The sequence below is a fragment of the Pontibacter pamirensis genome (assembly GCF_010015475.1).
GTDB classification, from domain to species: domain Bacteria; phylum Bacteroidota; class Bacteroidia; order Cytophagales; family Hymenobacteraceae; genus Pontibacter; species Pontibacter pamirensis.
The window spans coordinates 41,400-62,226 of sequence record NZ_SSNI01000034.1; the positions used below are offsets into that span (position 1 = coordinate 41,400).

Annotated in this window: 19 protein-coding genes; 15 read left to right on the top strand and 4 right to left on the bottom strand. The window is 39.9% G+C overall.

What is annotated here, in order from left to right:
- The first annotated feature begins 927 nt into the window (after positions 1-927).
- A complete protein-coding gene (locus E1919_RS21160; protein ID WP_162055420.1) occupies positions 928-1,437 on the top strand; it encodes a GNAT family N-acetyltransferase in 510 nt (169 codons plus the stop codon).
- 458 nt (positions 1,438-1,895) lie between these two features.
- On the top strand, positions 1,896-2,033 hold the full coding sequence (locus E1919_RS21165) for a hypothetical protein (protein WP_162055421.1): 138 nt from the start codon (positions 1,896-1,898) through the stop codon (positions 2,031-2,033).
- A 287-nt stretch (positions 2,034-2,320) separates the two neighbouring features.
- On the opposite strand, the gene E1919_RS21170 is transcribed toward E1919_RS21165, so the two are convergent.
- Positions 2,321-3,205, bottom strand: a complete 885-nt coding sequence (locus tag E1919_RS21170) for a LytR/AlgR family response regulator transcription factor (protein WP_162055422.1) — start codon at positions 3,203-3,205, stop codon at positions 2,321-2,323.
- A 505-nt stretch (positions 3,206-3,710) separates the two neighbouring features.
- Positions 3,711-4,085: a hypothetical protein gene (locus E1919_RS21175; RefSeq protein WP_162055423.1), complete on the bottom strand. Its 375-nt coding sequence runs from the start codon at positions 4,083-4,085 to the stop codon at positions 3,711-3,713.
- Between the two features lie 57 nt (positions 4,086-4,142).
- Here E1919_RS21175 and E1919_RS21180 point away from each other — a divergent pair, with 57 nt between their 5' ends.
- The 3 genes from E1919_RS21180 to E1919_RS21190 all read left to right on the top strand — a co-directional run bounded on the left by E1919_RS21180 (position 4,143) and on the right by E1919_RS21190 (position 6,389).
- The gene (locus E1919_RS21180) at positions 4,143-4,328 is read left to right on the top strand and encodes a hypothetical protein (protein WP_162055424.1); all 186 of its coding nucleotides are present in this window, start codon (positions 4,143-4,145) and stop codon (positions 4,326-4,328) included.
- A gap of 805 nt (positions 4,329-5,133) precedes the next feature.
- The gene (locus tag E1919_RS21185) at positions 5,134-5,481 is read left to right on the top strand and encodes a hypothetical protein (RefSeq protein WP_237144727.1); all 348 of its coding nucleotides are present in this window, start codon (positions 5,134-5,136) and stop codon (positions 5,479-5,481) included.
- 227 nt (positions 5,482-5,708) lie between these two features.
- Positions 5,709-6,389, top strand: a complete 681-nt coding sequence (locus tag E1919_RS21190) for a hypothetical protein (RefSeq protein ID WP_162055426.1) — start codon at positions 5,709-5,711, stop codon at positions 6,387-6,389.
- A gap of 962 nt (positions 6,390-7,351) precedes the next feature.
- On the opposite strand, the gene E1919_RS21195 is transcribed toward E1919_RS21190, so the two are convergent.
- Together E1919_RS21195 and E1919_RS21200 are read right to left on the bottom strand one after the other, a co-directional pair.
- Positions 7,352-7,732: a hypothetical protein gene (locus E1919_RS21195; RefSeq protein WP_162055427.1), complete on the bottom strand. Its 381-nt coding sequence runs from the start codon at positions 7,730-7,732 to the stop codon at positions 7,352-7,354.
- A 128-nt stretch (positions 7,733-7,860) separates the two neighbouring features.
- The gene (locus tag E1919_RS21200) at positions 7,861-8,763 is read right to left on the bottom strand and encodes a flavin reductase family protein (RefSeq protein WP_162055428.1); all 903 of its coding nucleotides are present in this window, start codon (positions 8,761-8,763) and stop codon (positions 7,861-7,863) included.
- A 912-nt stretch (positions 8,764-9,675) separates the two neighbouring features.
- Between E1919_RS21200 and E1919_RS21205 the strand changes: the two genes are divergently transcribed.
- From E1919_RS21205 to E1919_RS21250, 10 genes are all read left to right on the top strand, one after another.
- Positions 9,676-10,461 carry a polysaccharide biosynthesis/export family protein gene (locus tag E1919_RS21205; protein ID WP_162055429.1) on the top strand — a complete coding sequence of 262 codons (786 nt, stop codon included), beginning with the start codon at positions 9,676-9,678 and terminating at the stop codon, positions 10,459-10,461.
- A 12-nt stretch (positions 10,462-10,473) separates the two neighbouring features.
- Positions 10,474-12,855, top strand: coding sequence for a GumC family protein (locus E1919_RS21210; RefSeq protein WP_162055430.1), 2,382 nt, complete (start codon positions 10,474-10,476; stop codon positions 12,853-12,855).
- A 353-nt stretch (positions 12,856-13,208) separates the two neighbouring features.
- The gene (locus E1919_RS27705) at positions 13,209-13,421 is read left to right on the top strand and encodes a hypothetical protein (RefSeq protein WP_237144729.1); all 213 of its coding nucleotides are present in this window, start codon (positions 13,209-13,211) and stop codon (positions 13,419-13,421) included.
- Positions 13,422-13,538: 117 nt separating this feature from the next.
- Positions 13,539-13,703, top strand: a complete 165-nt coding sequence (locus E1919_RS28070) for an NAD-dependent epimerase/dehydratase family protein (protein ID WP_317168253.1) — start codon at positions 13,539-13,541, stop codon at positions 13,701-13,703.
- Positions 13,704-13,883: 180 nt separating this feature from the next.
- Positions 13,884-15,134, top strand: a complete 1,251-nt coding sequence (locus tag E1919_RS21225) for an oligosaccharide flippase family protein (protein ID WP_202915962.1) — start codon at positions 13,884-13,886, stop codon at positions 15,132-15,134.
- Entirely contained in the window at positions 15,118-15,705 is a 588-nt protein-coding gene (locus E1919_RS21230; protein WP_162055431.1) for an acyltransferase, read from the top strand. The genes E1919_RS21225 and E1919_RS21230 overlap by 17 nt, the downstream gene beginning before the upstream one ends.
- Positions 15,702-16,724 carry an ATP-grasp domain-containing protein gene (locus tag E1919_RS21235; protein WP_162055432.1) on the top strand — a complete coding sequence of 341 codons (1,023 nt, stop codon included), beginning with the start codon at positions 15,702-15,704 and terminating at the stop codon, positions 16,722-16,724. The genes E1919_RS21230 and E1919_RS21235 overlap by 4 nt, the downstream gene beginning before the upstream one ends.
- 4 nt (positions 16,725-16,728) lie before the next feature.
- Positions 16,729-17,922, top strand: a complete 1,194-nt coding sequence (locus E1919_RS21240; protein WP_162055433.1) for an O-antigen ligase family protein — start codon at positions 16,729-16,731, stop codon at positions 17,920-17,922.
- A gap of 6 nt (positions 17,923-17,928) precedes the next feature.
- On the top strand, positions 17,929-19,002 hold the full coding sequence (locus E1919_RS21245; RefSeq protein ID WP_162055434.1) for a glycosyltransferase family 4 protein: 1,074 nt from the start codon (positions 17,929-17,931) through the stop codon (positions 19,000-19,002).
- A gap of 12 nt (positions 19,003-19,014) precedes the next feature.
- Positions 19,015-20,127 carry a glycosyltransferase family 4 protein gene (locus E1919_RS21250; protein ID WP_162055435.1) on the top strand — a complete coding sequence of 371 codons (1,113 nt, stop codon included), beginning with the start codon at positions 19,015-19,017 and terminating at the stop codon, positions 20,125-20,127.
- Positions 20,128-20,827 lie beyond the last annotated feature (700 nt).

A 20,827-nucleotide genomic window follows, 5' to 3' on the forward strand; every position in this document is an offset into this window, starting at 1 on the left:
TGTATACGCTATTGCGGCTTTATTTCTGCATTATGGGGAAACGCCGCCAAGAGTAACCGAAGAATGTGTTTCATCCGCCAGGGGAGACGTATTTCTCCTCACAAACCCTCCCTCAGCGGTATACACTTGTTCTGACACTTGGCGGGGGCTTGCCTTTCAGGCGTGTCAAAAACGGAATTACCGTAGACGCCGGTGTGATTGATCTACTGGAAAGCGAACTCTCGTTCCTTGTACTGGTGAGGTCCTTAAACTTAAGGCCTGCTTTGCGGGCTGAGTTCTATTTTTACTTAATAAGATTTAAGGCCTGTTTTCCGTCTCCTTGTTCTCATGTTTTCCGGGAAAAGGTAGAGCAGCAAATCACAGTTTACGACTGCTTCTGCAACCACAGCCTTTAGCTGCAACAGTTGCGCTGGGCATGACGACTGTCGCCTTTTGAAAGACACATCTGCTCATGCTCTCTCTGTTTGGATCTTCCGGAATGAGCTATTTTCGTGGCCGTAGCCGTGTATATCCGGATATGAGCGTATTATCCGGATATACACAGCTACAAGAATTGCACTAATTGGCTTTGATTTTAGCGTTACAGCTACCCTTTAGCTGTTGGTTTCGCTCTCAAAACGGGGTGGTAGTACCTGCTTTCGTGTGCAAAAGGAGCCTTAAGTCTAAATCACACTACCCCTTTTTCAACTTTTAGGTCATCCATGCCTAAAACAAAGTGTAAGAAGCAGCTATTGTCGCATAAATTCTTAAATTGAAGAAGCAAGATATGAGGACGAAAACAAGTAAAATAAAAATAGCCGCTGAAAGGTCGAATTACACCACAGGAAGGAAGCAGGCAACCTTCTTACATAGTGCCGATAAGCGTATGTTCACGCATATCCGGTAATAGGTGGCAAGCAAAAGAAACCTTACTAATTGACAATAAAAATGACCTTAACCTATCGACAAGGAACGATTAGCGACTTACAGGGCCTGAATAAGTTAGCGTTAAAATCTTGGACTCAGTATCAGCAAATATTAAGTAAGGAGAATTGGGAAAAGTTGTATAAGAGTTTAATAGAAGAAAGAACATTCAGCGACTTACTTAAACTATCAAAGTGCTTTATTTGTACCGCTGATGAAAACAACATCATTGGAATGGCTTTTCTCATACCTAAAGGAAATCCCACAGATATTTATGACAAAGATTGGTGTTACATCCGTTTTGTATCAGTTGACCCAGACTTTTGCGGACAAGGGATAGGAAGAAAACTTACGACTATGTGCATCAACGACGCAAAACTAAACGGAGAAAAGGTAGTTGCCTTGCACACTTCAGAGTTTATGAACAATGCGCGGCATATTTATGAAAATTTGGGATTTAAAGTAGTGAAAGAGATTGACAAGCGACTGGGCAAGAGATATTGGCTTTACAACCTCGACCTAATTGAAGAATGAACTTGAGTGAGATATATTGCCAACCACCAACATTGGGTTTGAATTATGCGGGTCAAAGCTGTTCCCAATTGTTCAAGAACAGAGGGTAGGAAATTAGAGTGGATCTTAAGATAAATATTATGGTTTGCGGCACAATTTTTATGTAAAAAGCTGGTAATCAATAATATATAAACTTTGTGTAGGGTTCAGGTGGGCCTACTTCATACTCAAACACTTACAGTATAAAAGCTGTAAGTTCTTTTTTGTTTGCACATGATTTGCACACAACATCGCATCCAATTTTCAAGAATCGGCTTCCTCCAATAAGAGATTGACCGGCGATTCTGCGGTAGTAGAAAAAAGTCTCCCGCTGTACGTGACTACTAGCAGTGGTTCCTGTGTTTATTCATTTTGCTTTATTCTTGCTGAATTGTAATCATTTTACAGTGGCTTTAATCTTATTACAATAAACAGAACAGATGAGACTGCAAACGGCAGGTAGCCTATGGCTTCAGGAGCATTTCAAACTGACACGCTTTGTGTTAACACACCGCTTCAACCTGTTAGGTACACCTGCTTTTTGCCCTGTTGTACGGAAAACAAATGCGCTGGCGTAAGTACTTCAACATGACCTGAAGCAGCAGGTGGCTCATTTTATAGAGAGTTACACCCCGGATACTTTCAGCAGGGCAATACAGTAACTGGGTAAGCAATGGATCTCCTTTAAGAAGGTATTCGTCAACCGAATAATATCTGACGTTTGGTTCGAGCAGGGTGGAATGAATGTGAGCGGCATCGCTGCGGCTGGGGTAGGTGCCGGGTTTTTTTGAGTGAAGTACGGAAGTCTCTGGGAAGATGGAAACCGGTTTTGGCTATGATGAGTTGAACACATGCTAAGGTGTATTCAGGCCATCAGCTCTTTGAAAGCAGGATAGTAGTTTCGGCTCATTCTCACCACTTCGCCGTTTTTCAAAGTTACATCATAGTCGCCGTTAGACCTGGATCTGATGTGCTCTACCTGTGCTGTATTGACGATGGTGGAACGGTGTATCCTTACAAATCTATGGGCTCCGAGTTTTGTCAGCATGTCTTTGAGAGTGGCTGCGTGTAAGTACTGCCCACTGCAAGTATGGATTTTAACGTATGGCCTGTCTGCCTGAATGCAGATAACATCTTTTGCTGGGATGGGAATGAGCTTATTTTGCACCGATACAGGAATGAAATCAGCAAACGTGTCAGAGGGTTGCTCATGCAGTTTGGGAGATGCTATGGAGGCAGTGTTCATCTCTACGGCTTTTCTATCCTTATAAAGGAAAATAAAGGCGGCTCCGGAGGCATAGAAGAACAAGGTGATATATATATGTTCTGAGGCAAAGTAAGTAAGTGGGGTGGAAAAGGTGAAGGGACGGTAGAAGAACAGGCTCGAAACCACTACAATTAGAAAAGCTACCAGTAGGATATGCACCGCACTCAACAAAGCTACTCCTGCCATACCAACCAACCACTGCAGCCTGCTGTGGATTCTTTCTTTGATTTGAGCGGAACGATAGAACAAGAAGCTCAGGATCGGAATAAACAGAACCCAATAGATTTTAAAGACCAGCGAATCGGCCAGGTATCCCTTATAGCCATGTAGGTGCGCATGCAGGAAATCCTGACCTGTTTGAAGCGCAGCAATGGTAAAAAAGAATACCGTGAGATACAGAACAGGTTTTTTATTAAATGCCCGTTCCTGTCCCAGGGGCTTGAGGTGGGAGAAATGAGCCGATATATCTTTCTGAAAGTTCATACTTCTCACTACTTCAATCAACACTTGAAGTGCTTGTTTTGCTACTGGATAGTACTCACCTTTAACTGTTTGCCTCCTTAAGCTAAGAAAAAAATATTTCTTGTTGAAGGTATTCTTCTTTTTTATCCTCTTGATAAGACACAGCAGTAGGAAGCAAGAGTTTCTTGAGCAAAAAAAAAGAACCACTGCGTTTCTTTACCTCGGGCAGTAGCCAGGTGACCCTCTTCTATAGACTCTCCTGCTAAATACAACAGCCGATATTGGCCATTGGAAAGCCCATCTGTCGAGGGGCAACTTTGCTATGGGAATGGCGTATACATATGTAGAAGTTAGCTCCAGAGTTAATTGGAATGACTTTTAGGAAAAGGACACTATCGGTGTCCTTTTCTGTTTTATAGCCCCTTCGCTATAATCTTATCCTGCTCTTCTCGTCCCATCATACTGCACCTGATCTATCTTATAAGCCCAATTATCTTAGATAAAATGCAATGGGCTCGTATATGGCTCAAGGCCTGTTCTTCCGCTGTCGAGCAGCCGGCTCAATGATGATTCTGCGGTAGCCCGTTAAAGGATACGTTCCGTTGTCTGTTACTTCGCAGATGACATGGAAGCTTTTTCCTGCAGCGTCGGACGGTATTTGAACGGTGATGCGGCTCGAGCTTGTAGCGGACAGCGTGATTTCCTGCTCATAACTTCCCGCCTCAGGCAGAACCCACCATTTGTATGCGAGCCTGTCCCCGTCTGGATCATAGGATGCCGATGCATCCAACGTAACGGAGGTCCCTAATATATGGCTGAGTTTAACAGGGGCAATGCCTTTCTCTTTTTTGATGGTGACAACTGGATTCCGGTTGGCGACACCTTCTTTTGCCCAGTCCATGCAGGCAGCAATGTTGTTGAAGGTCGCAGTGAAGTTGCTACATTTGACTGGAGGCTTTTGATAGGCAGACTGGACCTGGCTGACAGAAAAGTGGTGGGCTGGGCATTGAGCCAGACCATGGATGCGGAAGCGACCACGGTTGCTGTATGGCAGATGGCGGTGAGAAACAGGCCGCTGTTCCACTCGCTTTTGTTTCACTCTGTTCGGGGAGTGCCCTACGCCTGCAGTGCCTTCCGAGAGTAGCTGGAGGGAATGCCGGTGCTGCAGAGCAGTAAAGTGAACTGCTCTTGATAATGCCTTGGCAGAGTAAAATTGAATGCTTAACTGGAAATTTGTCCTGATACAAAGCACATACCTTGTGCGAACAGGCCTCTGAGCAAGCGCTTACTGGCTGCATCAGGTCCCCTGACCCCTGGATAACAAACGATAAGCGAACCAATGTTGAGGTAAGTTTTGATATAGTATTACATAACGTGTATGATATTCAGAAAAAATGTTTCTGAATATCATATATTTTCTTCTTTTCCCTTCCTGAATTATGCGTATTGCCTGTATCTCATTTATAAAAAACATAGATGAGATGGAGAGGATTTGTTTCCATGTCGATAAAACGGTGGTTGCAGGCAAGTGTCTCCTCCTGATATAGGATGATAATTTTTTGATGCTTCACCCTTACTTAAGTTTACACCTCTTACCTCGTCCTGCCTTTCATATACCGCAACCTCACTTCATCTTAATTATTGTTTACATTTTAGTAGGTTTCGTCTCAAACTATATCAGACAAGATATATCTGTGCAGCCTGTACCTTGGTTTCAGCTGGTGGACCTTCCTTGTGCTGCCGCCTTCATCGGACGTGAGGATGCTGGTATAGCAAGGAATTAAACGCAAACACTCGAGCATGGATGTTTTTAACCGACAAGGAGCAAAAACTGTTATCACTATCAATAAATTAAAGTTAGCAATTCCGTTTGCTTCTGTAAGTTACACGTTAAGAGTAATATACTTATGAATAACTAAATGTCAGGAAAAAACAAAAAGCAATTCGGTGTGTGGCTAGATTCGAACCATGCCATTATAGTAGGCAGAGAATTAGTGGACAACGGGGATTTTGTTATTTTGGCCGAGGCTAATAATGATGGCCCGGGAAGCAACTCGAACGAAAACGCTAGCAACAATGCCGAACAAACGTTGCAGCAGAAATTTTTTAAGGAAATAACCACGCACCTGCAGAATGCTGAAGAAGTACACGTAACCGGTACGGGTATTTCGCAGGAACAATTTATAAATTTTTTGTCCCAAACTGCCCAGTTTAAAAACACAGTCACAAACGAAAGCACTTCGAACAAAATGGACGACGAAAAACTAGTGGAGTATATTGCCCAAAAATTTAATTAAGCACCTAAATTTTTAAGAAGAAAGCTGCTTCAAAATAGTTGAAGTAGCTTTCTTTATTATACCAAGTTAGATAAAATGCCTGGGTGTTTTCATAAATTTCTGTTCATTAACAGAATTGACCAGCCTGGTATCGAAGCTATTCACTTTTGTTATCAATGCTAATATCATCGGCCCAGACCGTTCCGCAGAACAGTGCGTGAAACCTGCCTTTTAAATAATCTACAATCATGAAATATACTATAACAATTAACAGCGCAAATACCATAGAATCCGTTTCGGAATATTGGTCAGACGAGGATTATGTAAATTTACTTTTAAAGTTTAATTACCCGGATGCCGAAAAAGCGCCCAAAGATACCCTGGAAGAATTACTTTTAATGGCTATTACCGATTATGAACCCAATGAAGCAGCCGCAATTATTCTGGAGTATAAACTCGCCGACAAAATCAATGAGGGACAAATAAGTCAAATCTCCAACGATATGTTACTGGATAAAATTTCGGAAGAGTACCCCGATATAAGTTTGCATGCCCCGTTGTTCCATATCAATCAGCTTTTGTATAAAGCCTTCAATGGTAAATTTCCTAATGCCAAAGCCACGCAAATAAGTCTTTCTATCAAGCCCTTAGACCAAGCGGAAGAACACGATTTTACAAAAGAAAACATACTGCATTTACTGGATAAAGGATTAGCTGACAGCAACCTGATCAAGCGGCTTTTTAGCGAGCAAATGGCCGGTAGCAAACCTTTTCCGGAAGCAGAAAACATTTTATGGGAGCTAGAGGCTATTAACAAGAGAGAATATAAAATTTTAACTTCCGACTATTGGTTGAGTAAGGATGATCTTGTAGCAGGTGAATTTGAAGGGGTACTTGAACAAGCTGCCGATTCAGAAGAAATAAATTAATAGGACAAATCATCTGTCCCAGCGATGGCCACAAGGGAATAACAATCATCAGTTGTGATGTGCAGATTTCATCACCATTGAAGACCCAACTCCACCTTTCCCAAAAGGGGAACTCGGCTTGATAAAAAGATTCCCCTCCCCGGAGGAGTTAGGGGTGGGTTCATTTCAGCTGCAAAAACATTGATCGCGACTTGATTTACTTTTATAAGGCTGCCTAATGAAGGTCTGCAGTCAACCCTGGGAGTAAGCATAAATGGAAGCAGCAAATCCTATCACTAGTATGGCTAAACCTAAGGCTACTTGTATAAACCCCCTTAACACTTTACTCCACCCCAACCTTTTCATTGGTCTTTCCAGGCGAATTGGAACAAGCAAGCACAACATGTACAGGATCAAAAAATAAGCTACTCCCATGCTATATCAATTTATCATGTAACTTTTAGTCAATCAACGACTTTAAGTCAATCAACGTGAGAAGTATGACGTTATTTGAGATCTGAGAGCCAAATACAGCAGTTTAACAATTAAATAATTTAGGTTGCGATTTATTGTCCGCGTCTGAAATGAACCCACCCCTAGCCCCTCCGAGGAGGGGAATCTTTCTTCCACGTCGAAATTCCCCTCTTGGGAGGGGCAAGGGGTAATACTGTCAACTTAAGCATTATTTTGTCATTTCGAACGCTGTGAGAAATCTGGGTTATTTCATGGCCCTGCTACATTTCAGATTTCTCACTGCTTCGCTGACTCTTTTCGGCTCGCGCCTCAAGAATTTTCGAAATGACAGTATAGCTACTGTTTCCCCTTAAGTTAGCGACATTGGGGGCAGGGCTGGGTCTTCAACGGTAGTGAAACAGTGAAATGTTCATATCGCAACTTGAGGTAAACAGTATAATAAATCTATCCTCTTCAAGGCTCCGAACCAGTTAGCCAGTTACCAGCACAAACTGATTTTGATACTGTCTTCAAATAATAGCCTGTTGCCTCTGGACCACCATGTTAATGAATGTAAAAAGGGTGCTTTTTGGTGCCCTCCTTGCTTTGTTCTTCAACGTCTTTGAAAAAAACGCCATTGAAGTGGGGTTCTGGTGATAAATGGGAGAATTCTTGAAGGCAGCTATCGTTGTGGATTGCAGGGGAGCCGTTTTGTTAACATTGTATATCCCTCCGGGCGTCGGGTAACGTTTCGCTGTCTCCTTATCATAGTCCCTACCACACCTCTCAAAAGATTGAATAGCCTTCACCATATGACCGGGCAGTACAACAGGGAAGAAGAGTATCCTCACAAAGTCCTGATGCCTGCCTAAGGAGAAACATAACCGCACCTTCTCTTGAAGTATACCCATTCTTAGGGTTTAAGGATTGAAAGAGAAGCATTTGTTGTAAAGTCAGCCACTCCTGTTTCATTTGCAGGCTAATGCGGGGACAGGTCGAGACATGCCCGTACGGAGAAGCATGGAAATGTTCAGTCTACTTACTTCCCCATTAGCAACAGCACCTTCCAGGCCTGTGTGACCTGGTTGTCTTCCAGCAGCTTCTTGCCGAGCAGTTCCAACTCTTTTCGTTGAGTCGCAGGGTCGTGCTGGTACTTCGTCAGGATATACGACACCAGCGGGTCAGACTTGAAAGCTGCGACTTCTTCGTCTGTGGGCATTTCCGCTGTATTGCCCAAGCGGCCCAAATTATTGCCGTTCAGGATGCTGCTGTTGCGGATAAAGCCCGGGAGTTGGTCTACGCCCATGCCTTTGTTTCGGCTGGGCTTTGGCAGCTTAAAGATAGCTTCCGGGATGGCATGAAGGTAATCGTCTCCACCCATGCGGGCAACAGCGTTTAACTTGATTGAGTCAATTTTTCCGTTCTCATCTAAAATGTTTTCGTGCACGTGCATCAGCAACACCTCGCAAAGCACCAAGTTACCGGCACCGCCTTCTGTGCCGAGCTTTATCACATCGGTCACCTTGCACTCAAAAGCAACAGGAGCTTCCTGCACACGCGGTGGCTTTACCCGTAGGGATGCAACTGGTGTCAGACCTGCTTTTATAAATTCATTTATTTCCAGTTCATACTCCGTGCTGGCCAGCGACATTTGCTCCACCATATCGTAGTTGCCAATGTTGATGACGACTTCTTTGGTGGCTAACACATTCTCCAGGGTATGCTTGCTGCTGTTGTCGCGCATCCGGCTCAGCGGCGAGAACACCAGGAGAGGGGGCTTAGAGCTGAACAAATTAAAAAAGCTGAACGGGCTGAGGTTGACATTGCCCGCTGTATCGGTGGTGCTGGCAAAGGCAATAGGCCGGGGCGCCACGGCCCCCGACATAAGCGCATAAAGTTCCGACGCCTGCACCTGCTGTGGATCGATGGTTTTAACTGACATACCCCCAATGTACGCAAATTCAGAAATAAAAGTAAAATGCGTTTGTGTTCTATTTGTACTTTATGATGATATATTTTGAGGTGGTTTCCAGGGCAGTATGAGCCTATATAGAAGGCATGAATTTAAATTATTTTTATGCTTGTTTCTGCTACTGAACATGCTATTTATTCCCTTAGTGCCGAAATTGGACACAAAATCTCCATACAAGCTGCCAAAGAATAAACCAGCTGCTCAAAAGACCTCGCAGCGTGCGCAGCTCCTGCGAGCGTCTGGTGCCAATTCCTCTTGCTGCGTAGCTACTAAGACGCTCAGAGGTCTGGGAGACGCTGTGAGGTAAATGCGAAGAGAAGCTGGTGCTGCATAGCTAGGCACAGACGGAGAAAAAGTAAAAATTCAACAAAAAGTCCCCCTTTGAAGGGGGTAGGGGGATGATTTACATCAGCGAACAATTATACAAGATACAATCTGAAGCTGCTTTCAAATAAAAGAAGGCTGACCGCACTTCCAAAGGCCTCTCATCCCCCTCACCCCCTTCAAAGGGGAACAACATGGCGCTTGCGTAGCATCAGTTACTAAACCAACAAACGGTTTTCTTTTTCCTTTCCGAAAAAAGAATCCAGTGAAGGAAAACGTAGAAAATCTCTCCATACTGCGTCACAAGAATCGCACATAGCCCATAAGTACGCTATTTTGCACTTTTAACATAGTTGCACTATTTCTGCATGGTACCTGTGATGGCTCACTCATTCAGACTATTTTTGTACTCCTCTAAAAATTTTTGTGCAACTATATATGTTTTAAAAAACTATTTCTACACATTTGCAAAAGCATCCTGCTACGCGTTCGCTGCTAAAAGGTTGCGTGAAATCTGTGGGGAGTTTGTGTAAGTAAGAATAGTATTTTATATATATAATGAAAATTAAGCTTTTTTACCTCTTGGGCCTGCTGCTGCTGGCTTCATGTTCCCCGCGGAACCTGGCTTATTTTAGCGATGTGCAGGAGCAGACGGACTACGAGGAGAAGATCGTGAACGACACGGAGCCCAAGATACAGTCCTACGACCTGCTCAGTGTGACAGTCACCAGCCTGAACCCGGAGGCCAGTGCCTTATTCAATACGGGAGAGGTGCACACCGTAAGCAGCATCACCAATTTTAGCATGACGAGCAGTGCGGGCAGCAGTGTGGCAAAGGAAGGCTATCTCGTGGATAAAGAAGGCAATATAAATTACCCCATCCTGGGGAAGGTGCACGTAGCTGGACTTACCAAAGCTCAGGTTACACAACAATTTACCGCGCAGCTAGAGGAGCACCTAAAGCAGCCTATCGTAAACGTACGCTTTCTCAACTATAAGGTAACGGTGGTAGGCGAGGTGAACCGCCCTTCTACCTTCACCATTCCTTCTGAACGCATCAACATCATTGAAGCCTTGGGTATGGCGGGGGATATGACAGCCTTCGGCAAAAGAGAGAACGTACTGGTGATACGTGAAGAGAACGGGGTGCGCAAAATGACGCGCCTGAACCTGAACAATAAAGATGTGTTAAGTTCTCCCTACTTCTATCTGCAGCAAAATGATGTGGTGTATGTAGAACCAGACCGCATGAAAGAAGTACAGGCAAGTGCCAACACCCGCACCCTGTCCATTATCGCTTCAGTCACTTCAGTGCTGATAGTAATCGCTACAAGATTATTTTAATACCAAGAAGCCATGACAGAGAAAGGATTATTCCAGTTTCAGCCGGAAGCGTCAGAGGAAGTTGATTTAAAAGCACTACTATTTAAGTACCTGCGCTATTGGTATTTGTTCCTGATAGGTGCGGTGCTTGGCTTGGGTGTGGCTTTTCTGTACCTGCGCTATACCACACCACAGTATAGTATCAAAAGTAAGGTGCTGATAAGGGATGATAAAAAAGGTGGAGACTTATTAGGGAATTCAGCTTTTAGTGAGCTGGATATGTTTAAGTCCACTAAAAACATTGACAATGAAATAGAAGTGCTGACTGCCGTTAGTCTAATGCAGCGCGTGCTGACAGAGCTTTCTTTGCAGACGAGCTATTTCAAGCCGGGCAATGTGCGTGATGTAGAATTATATGGCAAAGAGCTGCCATTAAAGGTTATTGTGTCCAAACTGGATTCTGCTGCTTACAGAAAAAGTATTGTGCTGCATGTAAAAGACAACAACAGCTTTGAACTAGAAGAGGAAAATGAAGCAGGAGAACCAGTTGTATCTGCGCACCAGTTCGGGCAGGAAATCCAGAAGCCTTACGGTGTTTTTACCGTAGTAGCGGCTGCTGGGGGTTCGTCTCTAGAAAAGCCAAACGATGTCATTGTGCAGTTTAATGATATTCGAAGACTGGCTAACGCTTATAATAGTAGATTAGGTATTGAACCGGTAAATAAAAATGCCAGTGTGCTGATGATTAGCTTGGTAGAGCCTGTACGGGAAAAAGGTAAGGATATCATAAATAAGTTGGTAGAAGTATATAATAAAGAGGCCGTAGAAGACAAGAATCTAGTCGCCTCTAATACCATCCAATTCATAGACGAACGCCTGACATTCCTGACAACAGAGCTATCAGATGTTGAGAAAGACGTGGAAGCTTATAAGCGGCAGAATGAGCTGACAGATGTGAGTTCAGAGGCTAAAATGTTTGTAGAAAGAGCGAGCGAGTATAACAAGCAACTGGCGGAATTTGAAATACAACTGGAAGTGCTGAATTCCATCGAAAAATACCTGCGTGAAAAAGGACAGCAATATCAACTGGTGCCCAGCACACTCAGTATTCAGGACCTCACCTTACTGGGTCTGATTACAAAGTTCAATGAACTGCAACTGGAGCGCGAGCGCATGCTGCGCACGACTCAGGCTAATAATCTGCTCATACAGAACATCAACGATCAGTTGGCGAACCTGCAGGTGAATATCCTGGAGAACCTGCAGAATATCAAAAGGGGCCTTGTGATTACACGTGATAATTTAAAGACCAGCATGGCTTCTTTTGAATCGAGGATACAGCAGGTGCCTCTAATTGAGCGGGAACTGCTTGAAATACAGCGCCAACAGGGCATCAAGCAGGGACTCTACCTATACCTCCTGCAGAAACGGGAAGAGTCTGCCGTATCACTGGCGGCAGCTGTGTCTAACTCTCGCGTGTTAGACCCTGCCATGGTGGAAGATGAACCGGTGAAACCAAAAAAGATGCTGGTTTACCTGCTGAGTTTGATGATGGGCTTAGGGCTCCCTTTTGCCTGGATTTTTGTGCGGGATCTTTTGAATGATAAGATACAGGAAAAGAAAGAGGTTGAGCGCGCAACTAAAACTCCAATTTTGGGTGAAATCGCTCATCATAGAGCTGATGATGTCGTTGCTGTAACTCATGACAACAGAAGTCCTGTTGCTGAAATGTTCCGGCTTGTACGTACGAATCTCCAGTTTGCGACGGCAGGCAAAGAAAACAAGGTGATACTGGTTACCTCCAGTATGAGCGGGGAGGGCAAAACTTTCTTTAGTATCAACATGGGGGCGAGTTTAGTAATAACGGGTAAGAAAGTGGTGGTATTAGGGTTCGACCTCCGGAGGCCAAGATTGCTGCAGGAGTTAGGTGTTCCGGAGGGACCAGGAATAACAAATTACCTGATATCAGATAAAGTGTCTGTCGATGATATCGTAAAGCCTTCTCCAGATGTACCAGGTTTGTATGCCGTTGGTTCCGGTCCTGTTCCGCCAAACCCGGCTGAATTAATGATGAGCCCTAAAGTAGGGCAATTGCTTCAGCTCTTAAAAGAAAACTTTGACCATATCATCATTGATACTGCACCGGTGGGACAGGTGGCAGATGCCTTTACACTGGCTCCTCACATCGATTCCAGTATTTATATTTTGCGGTACGGCTATACACACAAGTCACAATTAGATATCATTGATGATGTGTATAAGCATAACAAGCTTCAGTATCCGATGATCGTGCTAAATGATGCCTCAATGGGGAATAGCTACGGTTACGGTTATGGTTATGGTTATGGCTATGGACATGTAGAAACTATGGAGAAGACCTGGGGAAAGAAGCTCAGAGCGGGTATAGGTGCTTAAATTATTCTAGTGTAAGAACTTTATTCACAATTAATTATTCGTAATTTTTAATTCATAATAACAAGAATACTGTCAGGTGGTACAAAAGAAGTAAAATACGCAAGAATAGCAGTTATTGGCTTAGGCTATGTAGGCTTACCTCTAGCCGTGGAATTTGCAAAGAAGTATAAGACATTTGGTTTTGATATTAATGCGCACGGGTAGCTGAGTTGGCTATTGGGTATGACCATACACTGGAAGTGTCGCAGGAGTACCTGCAGGAAGTTGTAACACAGGATTGCAGCACCAGTAAGGGTCTGTACTGCACCATTGAACTAGAGGAAATTTAAGAGGCTAGCTTTTATGTAAATACGATGCACACCTCGGTGGACAAGCACAACCGACCGGACCTGACGCCCCTGTACAAGGCAAGCGAAACAGTAGGAAAGGTGCTGAAAAAGGGAGGCATTGTCATCTATAAGTTCACTGTATATTCTGGTGTAACAGAACAGGAGTGCGTGCCTGTGCTGGAGAGAGTGTTTTGGCTAAATCAACATTTGTTCAATGAAGTTTTTTTTGTTGGTTAGTTATATATGCAGCTAGCTCTTCAACATATGGTGATTCTGAAACTCTGCGTAAAGTTGAAAATAATATTGGATAGCCACTAGCGCCTTGTGATACTACAAAATATGTAAATAAACTATATGTGGATATTTTGTATAAAGGCTTATGGATTAGAGACCATTGGTCTGCGATGTTTCAATGTGTTTGGCAGAAGGCAGAATCCAAATGGAGCTTATGCCGCAGTAATTCCTAAATTCGTGATACAATTGACGAATCATGAAAGCACAGTAATTAACAAAATATGATTCGGCTATAAGGAAAGTAGAAATAAAACACGGTTTTGAACGTGCTGGAGACATCCAACATTCTTTGGCTTCAGTCGAAAAGCCATAAGGCTTTTGAGATATGAACCTACTTATAAAATTGAGCAAGGGGTTAAGGAAGCAGTTGACTGGTATTGGAGAAATCTATAATGTGCAAAAATTTTGAAGAAAAAGCTAAAGAACTTACTTGGTAAGAAAGAGAATAAAACTTTGTTGGAGAACTTTTTCTCGTTGTCGGCTATTCAAGTCGTAAGCATGGTTTTACCTTTAATTACCTTTCCCTATATAATAAGAGTAATAGGGTTGAATAATTATGGTACCATTGCTCTTGCTCTTTCTTTAGTTACTTACTTTATGTCGCTAGTAGATTTTAGCTTTATGATCACAGCAACAAGAGATGTTTCTTTACATAGGCATAGCCATAGGGCACTTAGTTTGATTTATAGTAGAGTAATGACTATAAAATTTTTCTTCTTGATGGTCTCTTTTGCTATAATCGCAGCTATTATTTTAATATATCCTCCTTTCTATGAGGAGAGAGCTGTGTTTTTTATTTGTGCTAGTACTTTGTTAGGGCATGTTCTATTTCCGGAATGGTTCTTTCATGGTATTGAAAAAATGAAGTTTATAACCATTATCAAAATTAGTGCTCAAATTCTCTTTACCATAGGTATATTTTTATTTATTCACAAAAGCAGTGATTATTGGATTTATCCTTTACTAACGAGTGCTGGAGGACTGATCTCAGGAATTATTGGACAGGTAGTTCTCTTGAATAAATATAGATTAAAGTTTAAAGTTTTGTCTTGGCAAAGAGTGATGATAACTATCATGGGCAACTCTCCAATATTTTACAATCAGTTTTTACCAACCCTTTATAATAATTCTAGTACATTTTTACTTGGATTTTTTGTAAGCCCTTATCTTATAGGCGTCTATGCTGCTATCAGGAAAATAATTGATATCGCTGTAGTTATACTAGGAATTTTCTCGAGAGTATTTTTCCCACTTATAAATAAAAAAAGAAGTGCTTTTGATTTTTATAAAAAGGTTAGTATTACTGTAACTTTTGTTGGAACAGGATTGATTGTATTACTTCATCCACTAATCTTTTTGTACTTGAATGTAGAGTACAAATATGATCTTCTAATACTCATTTTTCTTAGTTTAAGTATTATTGGATTATCAATGTATGATATCTATGGTCTAAATTATTTAATAGTTCGACGACAGGATAAGGTTGTATTACGAAATACACTCTTTATATCTGTTATAGGTTTTTTGACTGCATTTCCTCTCCTCTATTTTTTGGGGATAATTGGTGCTTCTTTGAATATATTTTTATCACGATCAATTATGGGGTTAGGCGTTTTCTTGAAATACAAGTCTATCAAGAATGATAAAGTACTTTAGTTCACTCTTCTATTCATCTTTAGAAAAGTTGAAGGTTAAATGGATTATATTAATGAATCCTAAAGCTGATATTAAACGAGGAGTCCGCATAGATTTGAGTACCAAAATTTCTTTAGGAAGCAATAGATTAGTCTTAGGGGAAAATGTTTATTTAAGATCGACCAAAAAAGGTTACCATGCTGGAATGCCTTTTTCAACAACAATTTTAATAGATAAAGATGGAGCAGAGTGTGAAATAGGTAATAATTGTAGAATAAATGGATGTTACATTCACACTCAAAAAAAAATTAAAATAGGTGAAAATACTGTTATCGCTTCTGGTACGAATATAATTGATTCTAACGGTCATGAAATTTATTCTACGAACAGAACAGTAGGGAGAGATGAACCGGAAGAAATTAGTATTGGAGCTAATGTTTGGATTGGGTTGAATGCCATAATTTTAAAAGGAACTACCATAGGAATGAACTCGATAGTAAGTGCTGGTTCTGTAGTTAAGGGAAATTTCCCTAAAAATTCACTTATTCAAGGAAATCCAGCTAAGATAATTAAAACACTAGAGATTGAATGAAAATAGCTATACACCACAGCGAAGGAAGTTTTTCGGAAAGATGGATTACCTACTGCCAGTCCTACAAAATTCCTTATAAACTTGTTAATTGTTATGATACTGATATAGTAAATCAAGTGGAAGACTGCGATGCTTTAATGTGGCATTATCATCATGCTAACTATAAGGATCGTCTATTCGCAAAGCAACTGCTCTTCTCAATAGAACAAGCAGGGAAAGTTGCTTTTCCTAATTTTAATACGGCTTGGCATTTCGATGATAAAGTTGGTCAAAAGTATTTATTGGAAAGTATAGGAACTCCCTTCGTACCATCTTACGCTTTCTATGAAAAGTCAGAAGCTTTGATTTGGATTGAAAATACAACCTATCCCAAAGTATTCAAATTAACAGGAGGTGCAGGTTCAAGAAATGTAAAGTTAGTGAAGAATAAAAAACAAGCCAAAAGCTTAGTAAAAAGAGCATTTGGAAGGGGTTTTCCTGCATACGATAGTTGGTACTATTGGAAGGAGTCGGTAAATAAGAAAGCCTTCTTGTTGAATAATTTTTTAGAAGTTTTGAGAGGGCTAAAACGTGGTCTGTTTCCCTCCTCAGACCTATCCTTACTAAGGAATGAAAAAGGGTATGTTTATTTTCAAGAGTTTCTTCCTGGTAATAAATCAGATGTTAGAATCATTGTTATAGGAGATAATGCTTTTGCTATAGAACGATATGTAAGACCAAACGATTTTAGAGCTTCAGGAAGTGGAAGAATTCATTATTTAGATGACAAAGACATCAATTTAGAATGTTTGAGGATAGCTTTTGAAACCTCTGAGAAACTAAAATCAAAGTGTTTAGCTTATGATTTTGTCTTGAATTCTCAAGGTGAGCCGTTGATAGTTGAAATCAGTTATGGCTTTGCTAGTATGGCTTACAACAGTTGTAAAGGCTACTGGAATAAAGATTTTACTTTCTTTAGGGGGAGTTTCAATCCTCATGATTGGATGGTGGAATGTGTTATAAGGGAAATAAACAAATAGATGAATGTTAAAATATTTAAGTCTCAAATATATTTATTTGTTTGTTATTATAATTTGGGTCCCCTTCCAGATTTTCATATTAGGAGTAGATGGTGCTGGAGTTAGCTTAATGCTTTTAACGGGGCTAGTATTTGTAAATGAAAGTCTCCGATTTAGATTTATCCAGGTTTTACAACAAAAGCCCATAATTTGGTGGGGTGCATGGGTAATTTATAGCTTTTATAATACCATATATAAGGGAAGTACACATGATTCTATAACTATATTTTTCTTTTCTCTTTTCATTCCTTTCTTAGCTTTATGTGTTACATACCTACTGTATCTGAAATCAAAAAAAATATTATTTAATACAGTAATAGGGGCATTAACAAGTTACTTAGCTCTTGCTTTGATTTTTGATGGACATGTCTTATTTGTGGATAGGTTGGATGGGAAACTTAATGCAAACTTGATTGGCATTTATTCTTTTATATTAGTGTTTTTTCTGTTGTTAAAATATGTCCATAAGCAAATTAATTTTTTATTATGTTTTAGTCTCTCTGTTCTCCCCTTTTCTGTTATAATCCTCTCTGCTTCAAGGAAATCTTTTGCCGCATTAGCAATATTAATGATAGCATTTTTTTTAACAAAATTGAAAGGAAGTATCATTAAAAAAACAGTAGTTTTAGGGTTTGGATATCTTATATTTTATCTTAGCGCCTCTTATTTACTTGAAAGTACCCAGATCGGTGAGCGACTTGCGAAGACTACAGAAGATACTGAAAGTCATAAGGCATTACAAACAGGTACCGTCCTTGACTATTTTGGAGATAGAGGCGTGCACTACTACTATGGCTGGCAACTTTTTTCAGAAAATCCTATAACTGGTATAGGATTAAAAAACTTTATTAAAGAGGCTCCTCTGGAATATGTGCTTCATTCTGAGTATATGGTCCAGTTGGCTGAAGGTGGACTCTTTGGTTCAATACTTTTCGTCCTATTTTATTTCTGGATTGGTAGCCAATTATTTCGACTATACAAAAGTAAGAAGGAGCTTAGTAATAAAATTCTTGTATACGCAGGAGGTTTTGGGGGAGTTTTGTTTATAAATACTGCTGCATGGACATATGAATTCGCACCTATCTTCATTCTTTTTGGTGCAATCGTAGGTTTTATTCTCTCTGAAAAAAATAATTCCTTTCACTTTGCTGAATATTAACATTTTATGAATTCTAAACGAATTTTAATTTGGACTACAGGTATTGATGATGTTATTGCTGGTAGAGGACTTGTTGGAGGGCTAACAGTACAATTAATGTTATGGGCGAAGGTTTTCCATGAGAATAATTGGGATGTATATTCATTTACAATCCACCGAAACAAGCATAAGAGTTTTTTAATGGGAACCAAGTATCTGTACTATAGAAGAGTGAAAATTTTGAATATCCTTTTTGAAAATTTTTTCACCGTTATATATTTGTTGAAAGTTAAGCCAACAGTTATAATTACGAGAGGAGCTTCTAGAAAGCTTTTAGCGCTGTCTCTTGCTTCTAAGCTTTTTAGGTTTAAACTAATTCATATGTTAGCAAGTGATTCAGACGTGCAAAATGGCCAAGAATTAATTCAGAGGCCGTGGGACAAAAAATTGTACCGTTTAGGATTTATAAGATGTAGCTATATAGTTGTACAGAATCATTTGCAAAAAACCTTAGTAGATAAACAAAATCCTAAAGCAAAGACTCTATTAATACCGAATGTTTGGCCTCAAAGTAATGAGTACAAGATCAAGGAGGACCTGATTATTTGGGTAGCCAATTTTAGAGAGTTGAAAAGACCTATGTTGTTTTTAGAATTGGCAAAAAGGTTACCCCAACAGCAGTTTATAATGGTTGGTGATGGCCTAGATAAGCTTTTATATAATTCTTGTGAACAAGTTGCTAAAATAATTCCAAATTTAGTTTTCAAAGGGGCACAGTCCTTGGAAGAGACAAACCTGCTTTTTAGTAAGTGTAAGTTATTTATTTGCACTTCTGAGATTGAAGGTTTTCCCAATACTTTCCTGCAAGCATGGTGTAATGCAGTACCAATAATTTCTTCTTTTGATCCCAGTGATATCATAAAAAAAGAAAATTTAGGTTTGATTTTTAGTACTGTTGATGAGGCAATAGAAGCAATACATTTTCTTAATAATCGAGATGAATATGAAATGGTTAAAAATAATATTATAAATTATTTTTATAAAAGTCATAACTCCCAAAAGCAGTACAATAAACTGGTTGCATTTTTTAATATTTGTTAATACTTCTAAAAGGTGCGTATTATTCAATTTATAGCTAATCTTGGTTCAGGAGGAGCGGAAACCTTGGTAAAAGATCTTTCACTAGAATTTAAAAGACAAGGCCAAGAAGTTTTAGTAATAGTGGTTGATAGGTTACATCAAGAAACAAGTGAGAGTACTAAAATATTGGAATTGAATCGGATGGGGATCACAGTCAAATCTTTAAATCGACAACCTGGATCAAAATCTATCAAACCATTTTTTGAACTGAGAAATTTAATTAAAGATTTCAAGCCAGACATTGTTCATTTGCATTCGGATATAGCTGGCTACTATTCTGTTCCTTTTTTGTTGAAAAAAAAAATGAAGTTTGTTCAAACTATTCATAGTACTTTGATAAATGCTAGCCTCCCTAATGCTCTATTAAAACTTTCTTTTATAAAGAAAAGGATTGCAAAAGTATATTGTTCTGAGACTGCAAATCAAGCTTTATGTAAAATACTTGGAAATGGTCCCACAGTCTTAAATGGCATTTTAATCCGGCAAACTAAAAATATTAGAGCTCAGATAACACAGGAGTATGCTATTCCTCCTGATGCTACTATACTATTAAATGTGGGAAGAATCGATTTCAACAAAAATCAAGTCATTTTGCCCAATATTGTTGAAAAGTTGAATGAAAGGATATTCAGCGGAAGCCTATATTTGCTGATTTGCGGTGCGTCTAAGGATTCTGTCGTACTTTCTCATCTCACAGAAGAGGTTTCTAAGATGAAACACTCAGGACGTGTTAAGTTGCTAGGAGTAAGAAATGATATACTAGATTTAATGAGTTCAGTTGATTTTTATATTTCCACTTCAAGCGTTGAAGGATTACCAATGACAGGTTTAGAAGCTATGGGTACAGGCGTACCTTTAATTTTATCACCTATAGAAGAACATTTAGCTGTTTTTGAGGGTGAAGAAGCAGTTTATTTCCCTATTAAAAATCAAGTGGAGGAATACTATAAATTATTTTCAGCTGAGAGCTTAAAACCTTTATACAAAAACAAAATCCGAGATAAGAGGAAAGAATTTATCCAAAGGTATAGTATACAAAATACGGCATTAGAATATTTGAGATTTTTTCTTAAACATGAAGTTTAAAAAATTTTATATCTTGAAAAAAAGCTCTGCCTACTTCTGCCTACTATCGAATAGTCTATATCTAGGCAGTTTCATAATTAGTATACTTAGCAAACCTATTTTGTCTTAAGTGTTTTACGATTTCATTCGGATAATCAATGATAGTGCGTCATATTCATTTTAAGCAAGTTGTCAAGTTAGGTCTTGTCTGCCTCACATAAGTTTTGTTTTTACTGCTGATTGATTTTTGAATGTTAATTAAATCTCAATTATCTAAAACAGAAAACAGGCTTTATCACATTGATCTTTTACGTAGTACAACTGCTGTAATGGTAGTATTCTATCTCCATACTTTTAGAGGATATATGGCAGGTCTTAGTTAACTGTTGTGTAAGATATAGCTGCATTAATTCCCGTTCTAGTTGCAAATGTTAACGGCCCAATGGAAATTATCAATGGAGGAGAATAAGTTTGTTGGTTTGAATCAAATGATGTGATTGGTTTAGCCAATTCAATTTATCACATCATGTAAAAGATAAATAATGAAGATTTGGTATAATACTCCCTTGATTTAGGGCCACTACTTTAATTGATGTATAACATTTAACTTAGTGGAACAATGAAAGGAACAAGAAGGAAATTCAGCGCGGTCTTCAAGGCCAAAGTAGTCCTAGAGGCACTGAAAGAACGGGAGAGCCTGGCGGAACTGTCAAAGCGCTTC

Excerpts from the sequence above, each read along its gene's own strand:
- E1919_RS21160 (WP_162055420.1), top strand. The coding sequence starts at position 928 with ATGACCTTAACCTATCGACAAGGAACGATTAGCGACTTACAGGGCCTG.
- E1919_RS21195 (WP_162055427.1), bottom strand. The coding sequence starts at position 7,732 with ATGGGTATACTTCAAGAGAAGGTGCGGTTATGTTTCTCCTTAGGCAGG.
- E1919_RS27705 (WP_237144729.1), top strand. The coding sequence starts at position 13,209 with ATGCACACCTCGGTGGACAAGCACAACCGACCGGACCTGACGCCCCTG.
- E1919_RS21210 (WP_162055430.1), top strand. The coding sequence starts at position 10,474 with ATGACAGAGAAAGGATTATTCCAGTTTCAGCCGGAAGCGTCAGAGGAA.
- E1919_RS21175 (WP_162055423.1), bottom strand. The coding sequence starts at position 4,085 with ATGGACTGGGCAAAAGAAGGTGTCGCCAACCGGAATCCAGTTGTCACC.
- E1919_RS28070 (WP_317168253.1), top strand. The coding sequence starts at position 13,539 with ATGTGGATATTTTGTATAAAGGCTTATGGATTAGAGACCATTGGTCTG.
- E1919_RS21170 (WP_162055422.1), bottom strand. The coding sequence starts at position 3,205 with ATGAACTTTCAGAAAGATATATCGGCTCATTTCTCCCACCTCAAGCCC.
- E1919_RS21230 (WP_162055431.1), top strand. The coding sequence starts at position 15,118 with ATGATAAAGTACTTTAGTTCACTCTTCTATTCATCTTTAGAAAAGTTG.
- E1919_RS21165 (WP_162055421.1), top strand. The coding sequence starts at position 1,896 with ATGAGACTGCAAACGGCAGGTAGCCTATGGCTTCAGGAGCATTTCAAA.
- E1919_RS21240 (WP_162055433.1), top strand. The coding sequence starts at position 16,729 with ATGTTAAAATATTTAAGTCTCAAATATATTTATTTGTTTGTTATTATA.
- E1919_RS21200 (WP_162055428.1), bottom strand. The coding sequence starts at position 8,763 with ATGTCAGTTAAAACCATCGATCCACAGCAGGTGCAGGCGTCGGAACTT.
- E1919_RS21245 (WP_162055434.1), top strand. The coding sequence starts at position 17,929 with ATGAATTCTAAACGAATTTTAATTTGGACTACAGGTATTGATGATGTT.
- E1919_RS21205 (WP_162055429.1), top strand. The coding sequence starts at position 9,676 with ATGAAAATTAAGCTTTTTTACCTCTTGGGCCTGCTGCTGCTGGCTTCA.
- E1919_RS21190 (WP_162055426.1), top strand. The coding sequence starts at position 5,709 with ATGAAATATACTATAACAATTAACAGCGCAAATACCATAGAATCCGTT.
- E1919_RS21235 (WP_162055432.1), top strand. The coding sequence starts at position 15,702 with ATGAAAATAGCTATACACCACAGCGAAGGAAGTTTTTCGGAAAGATGG.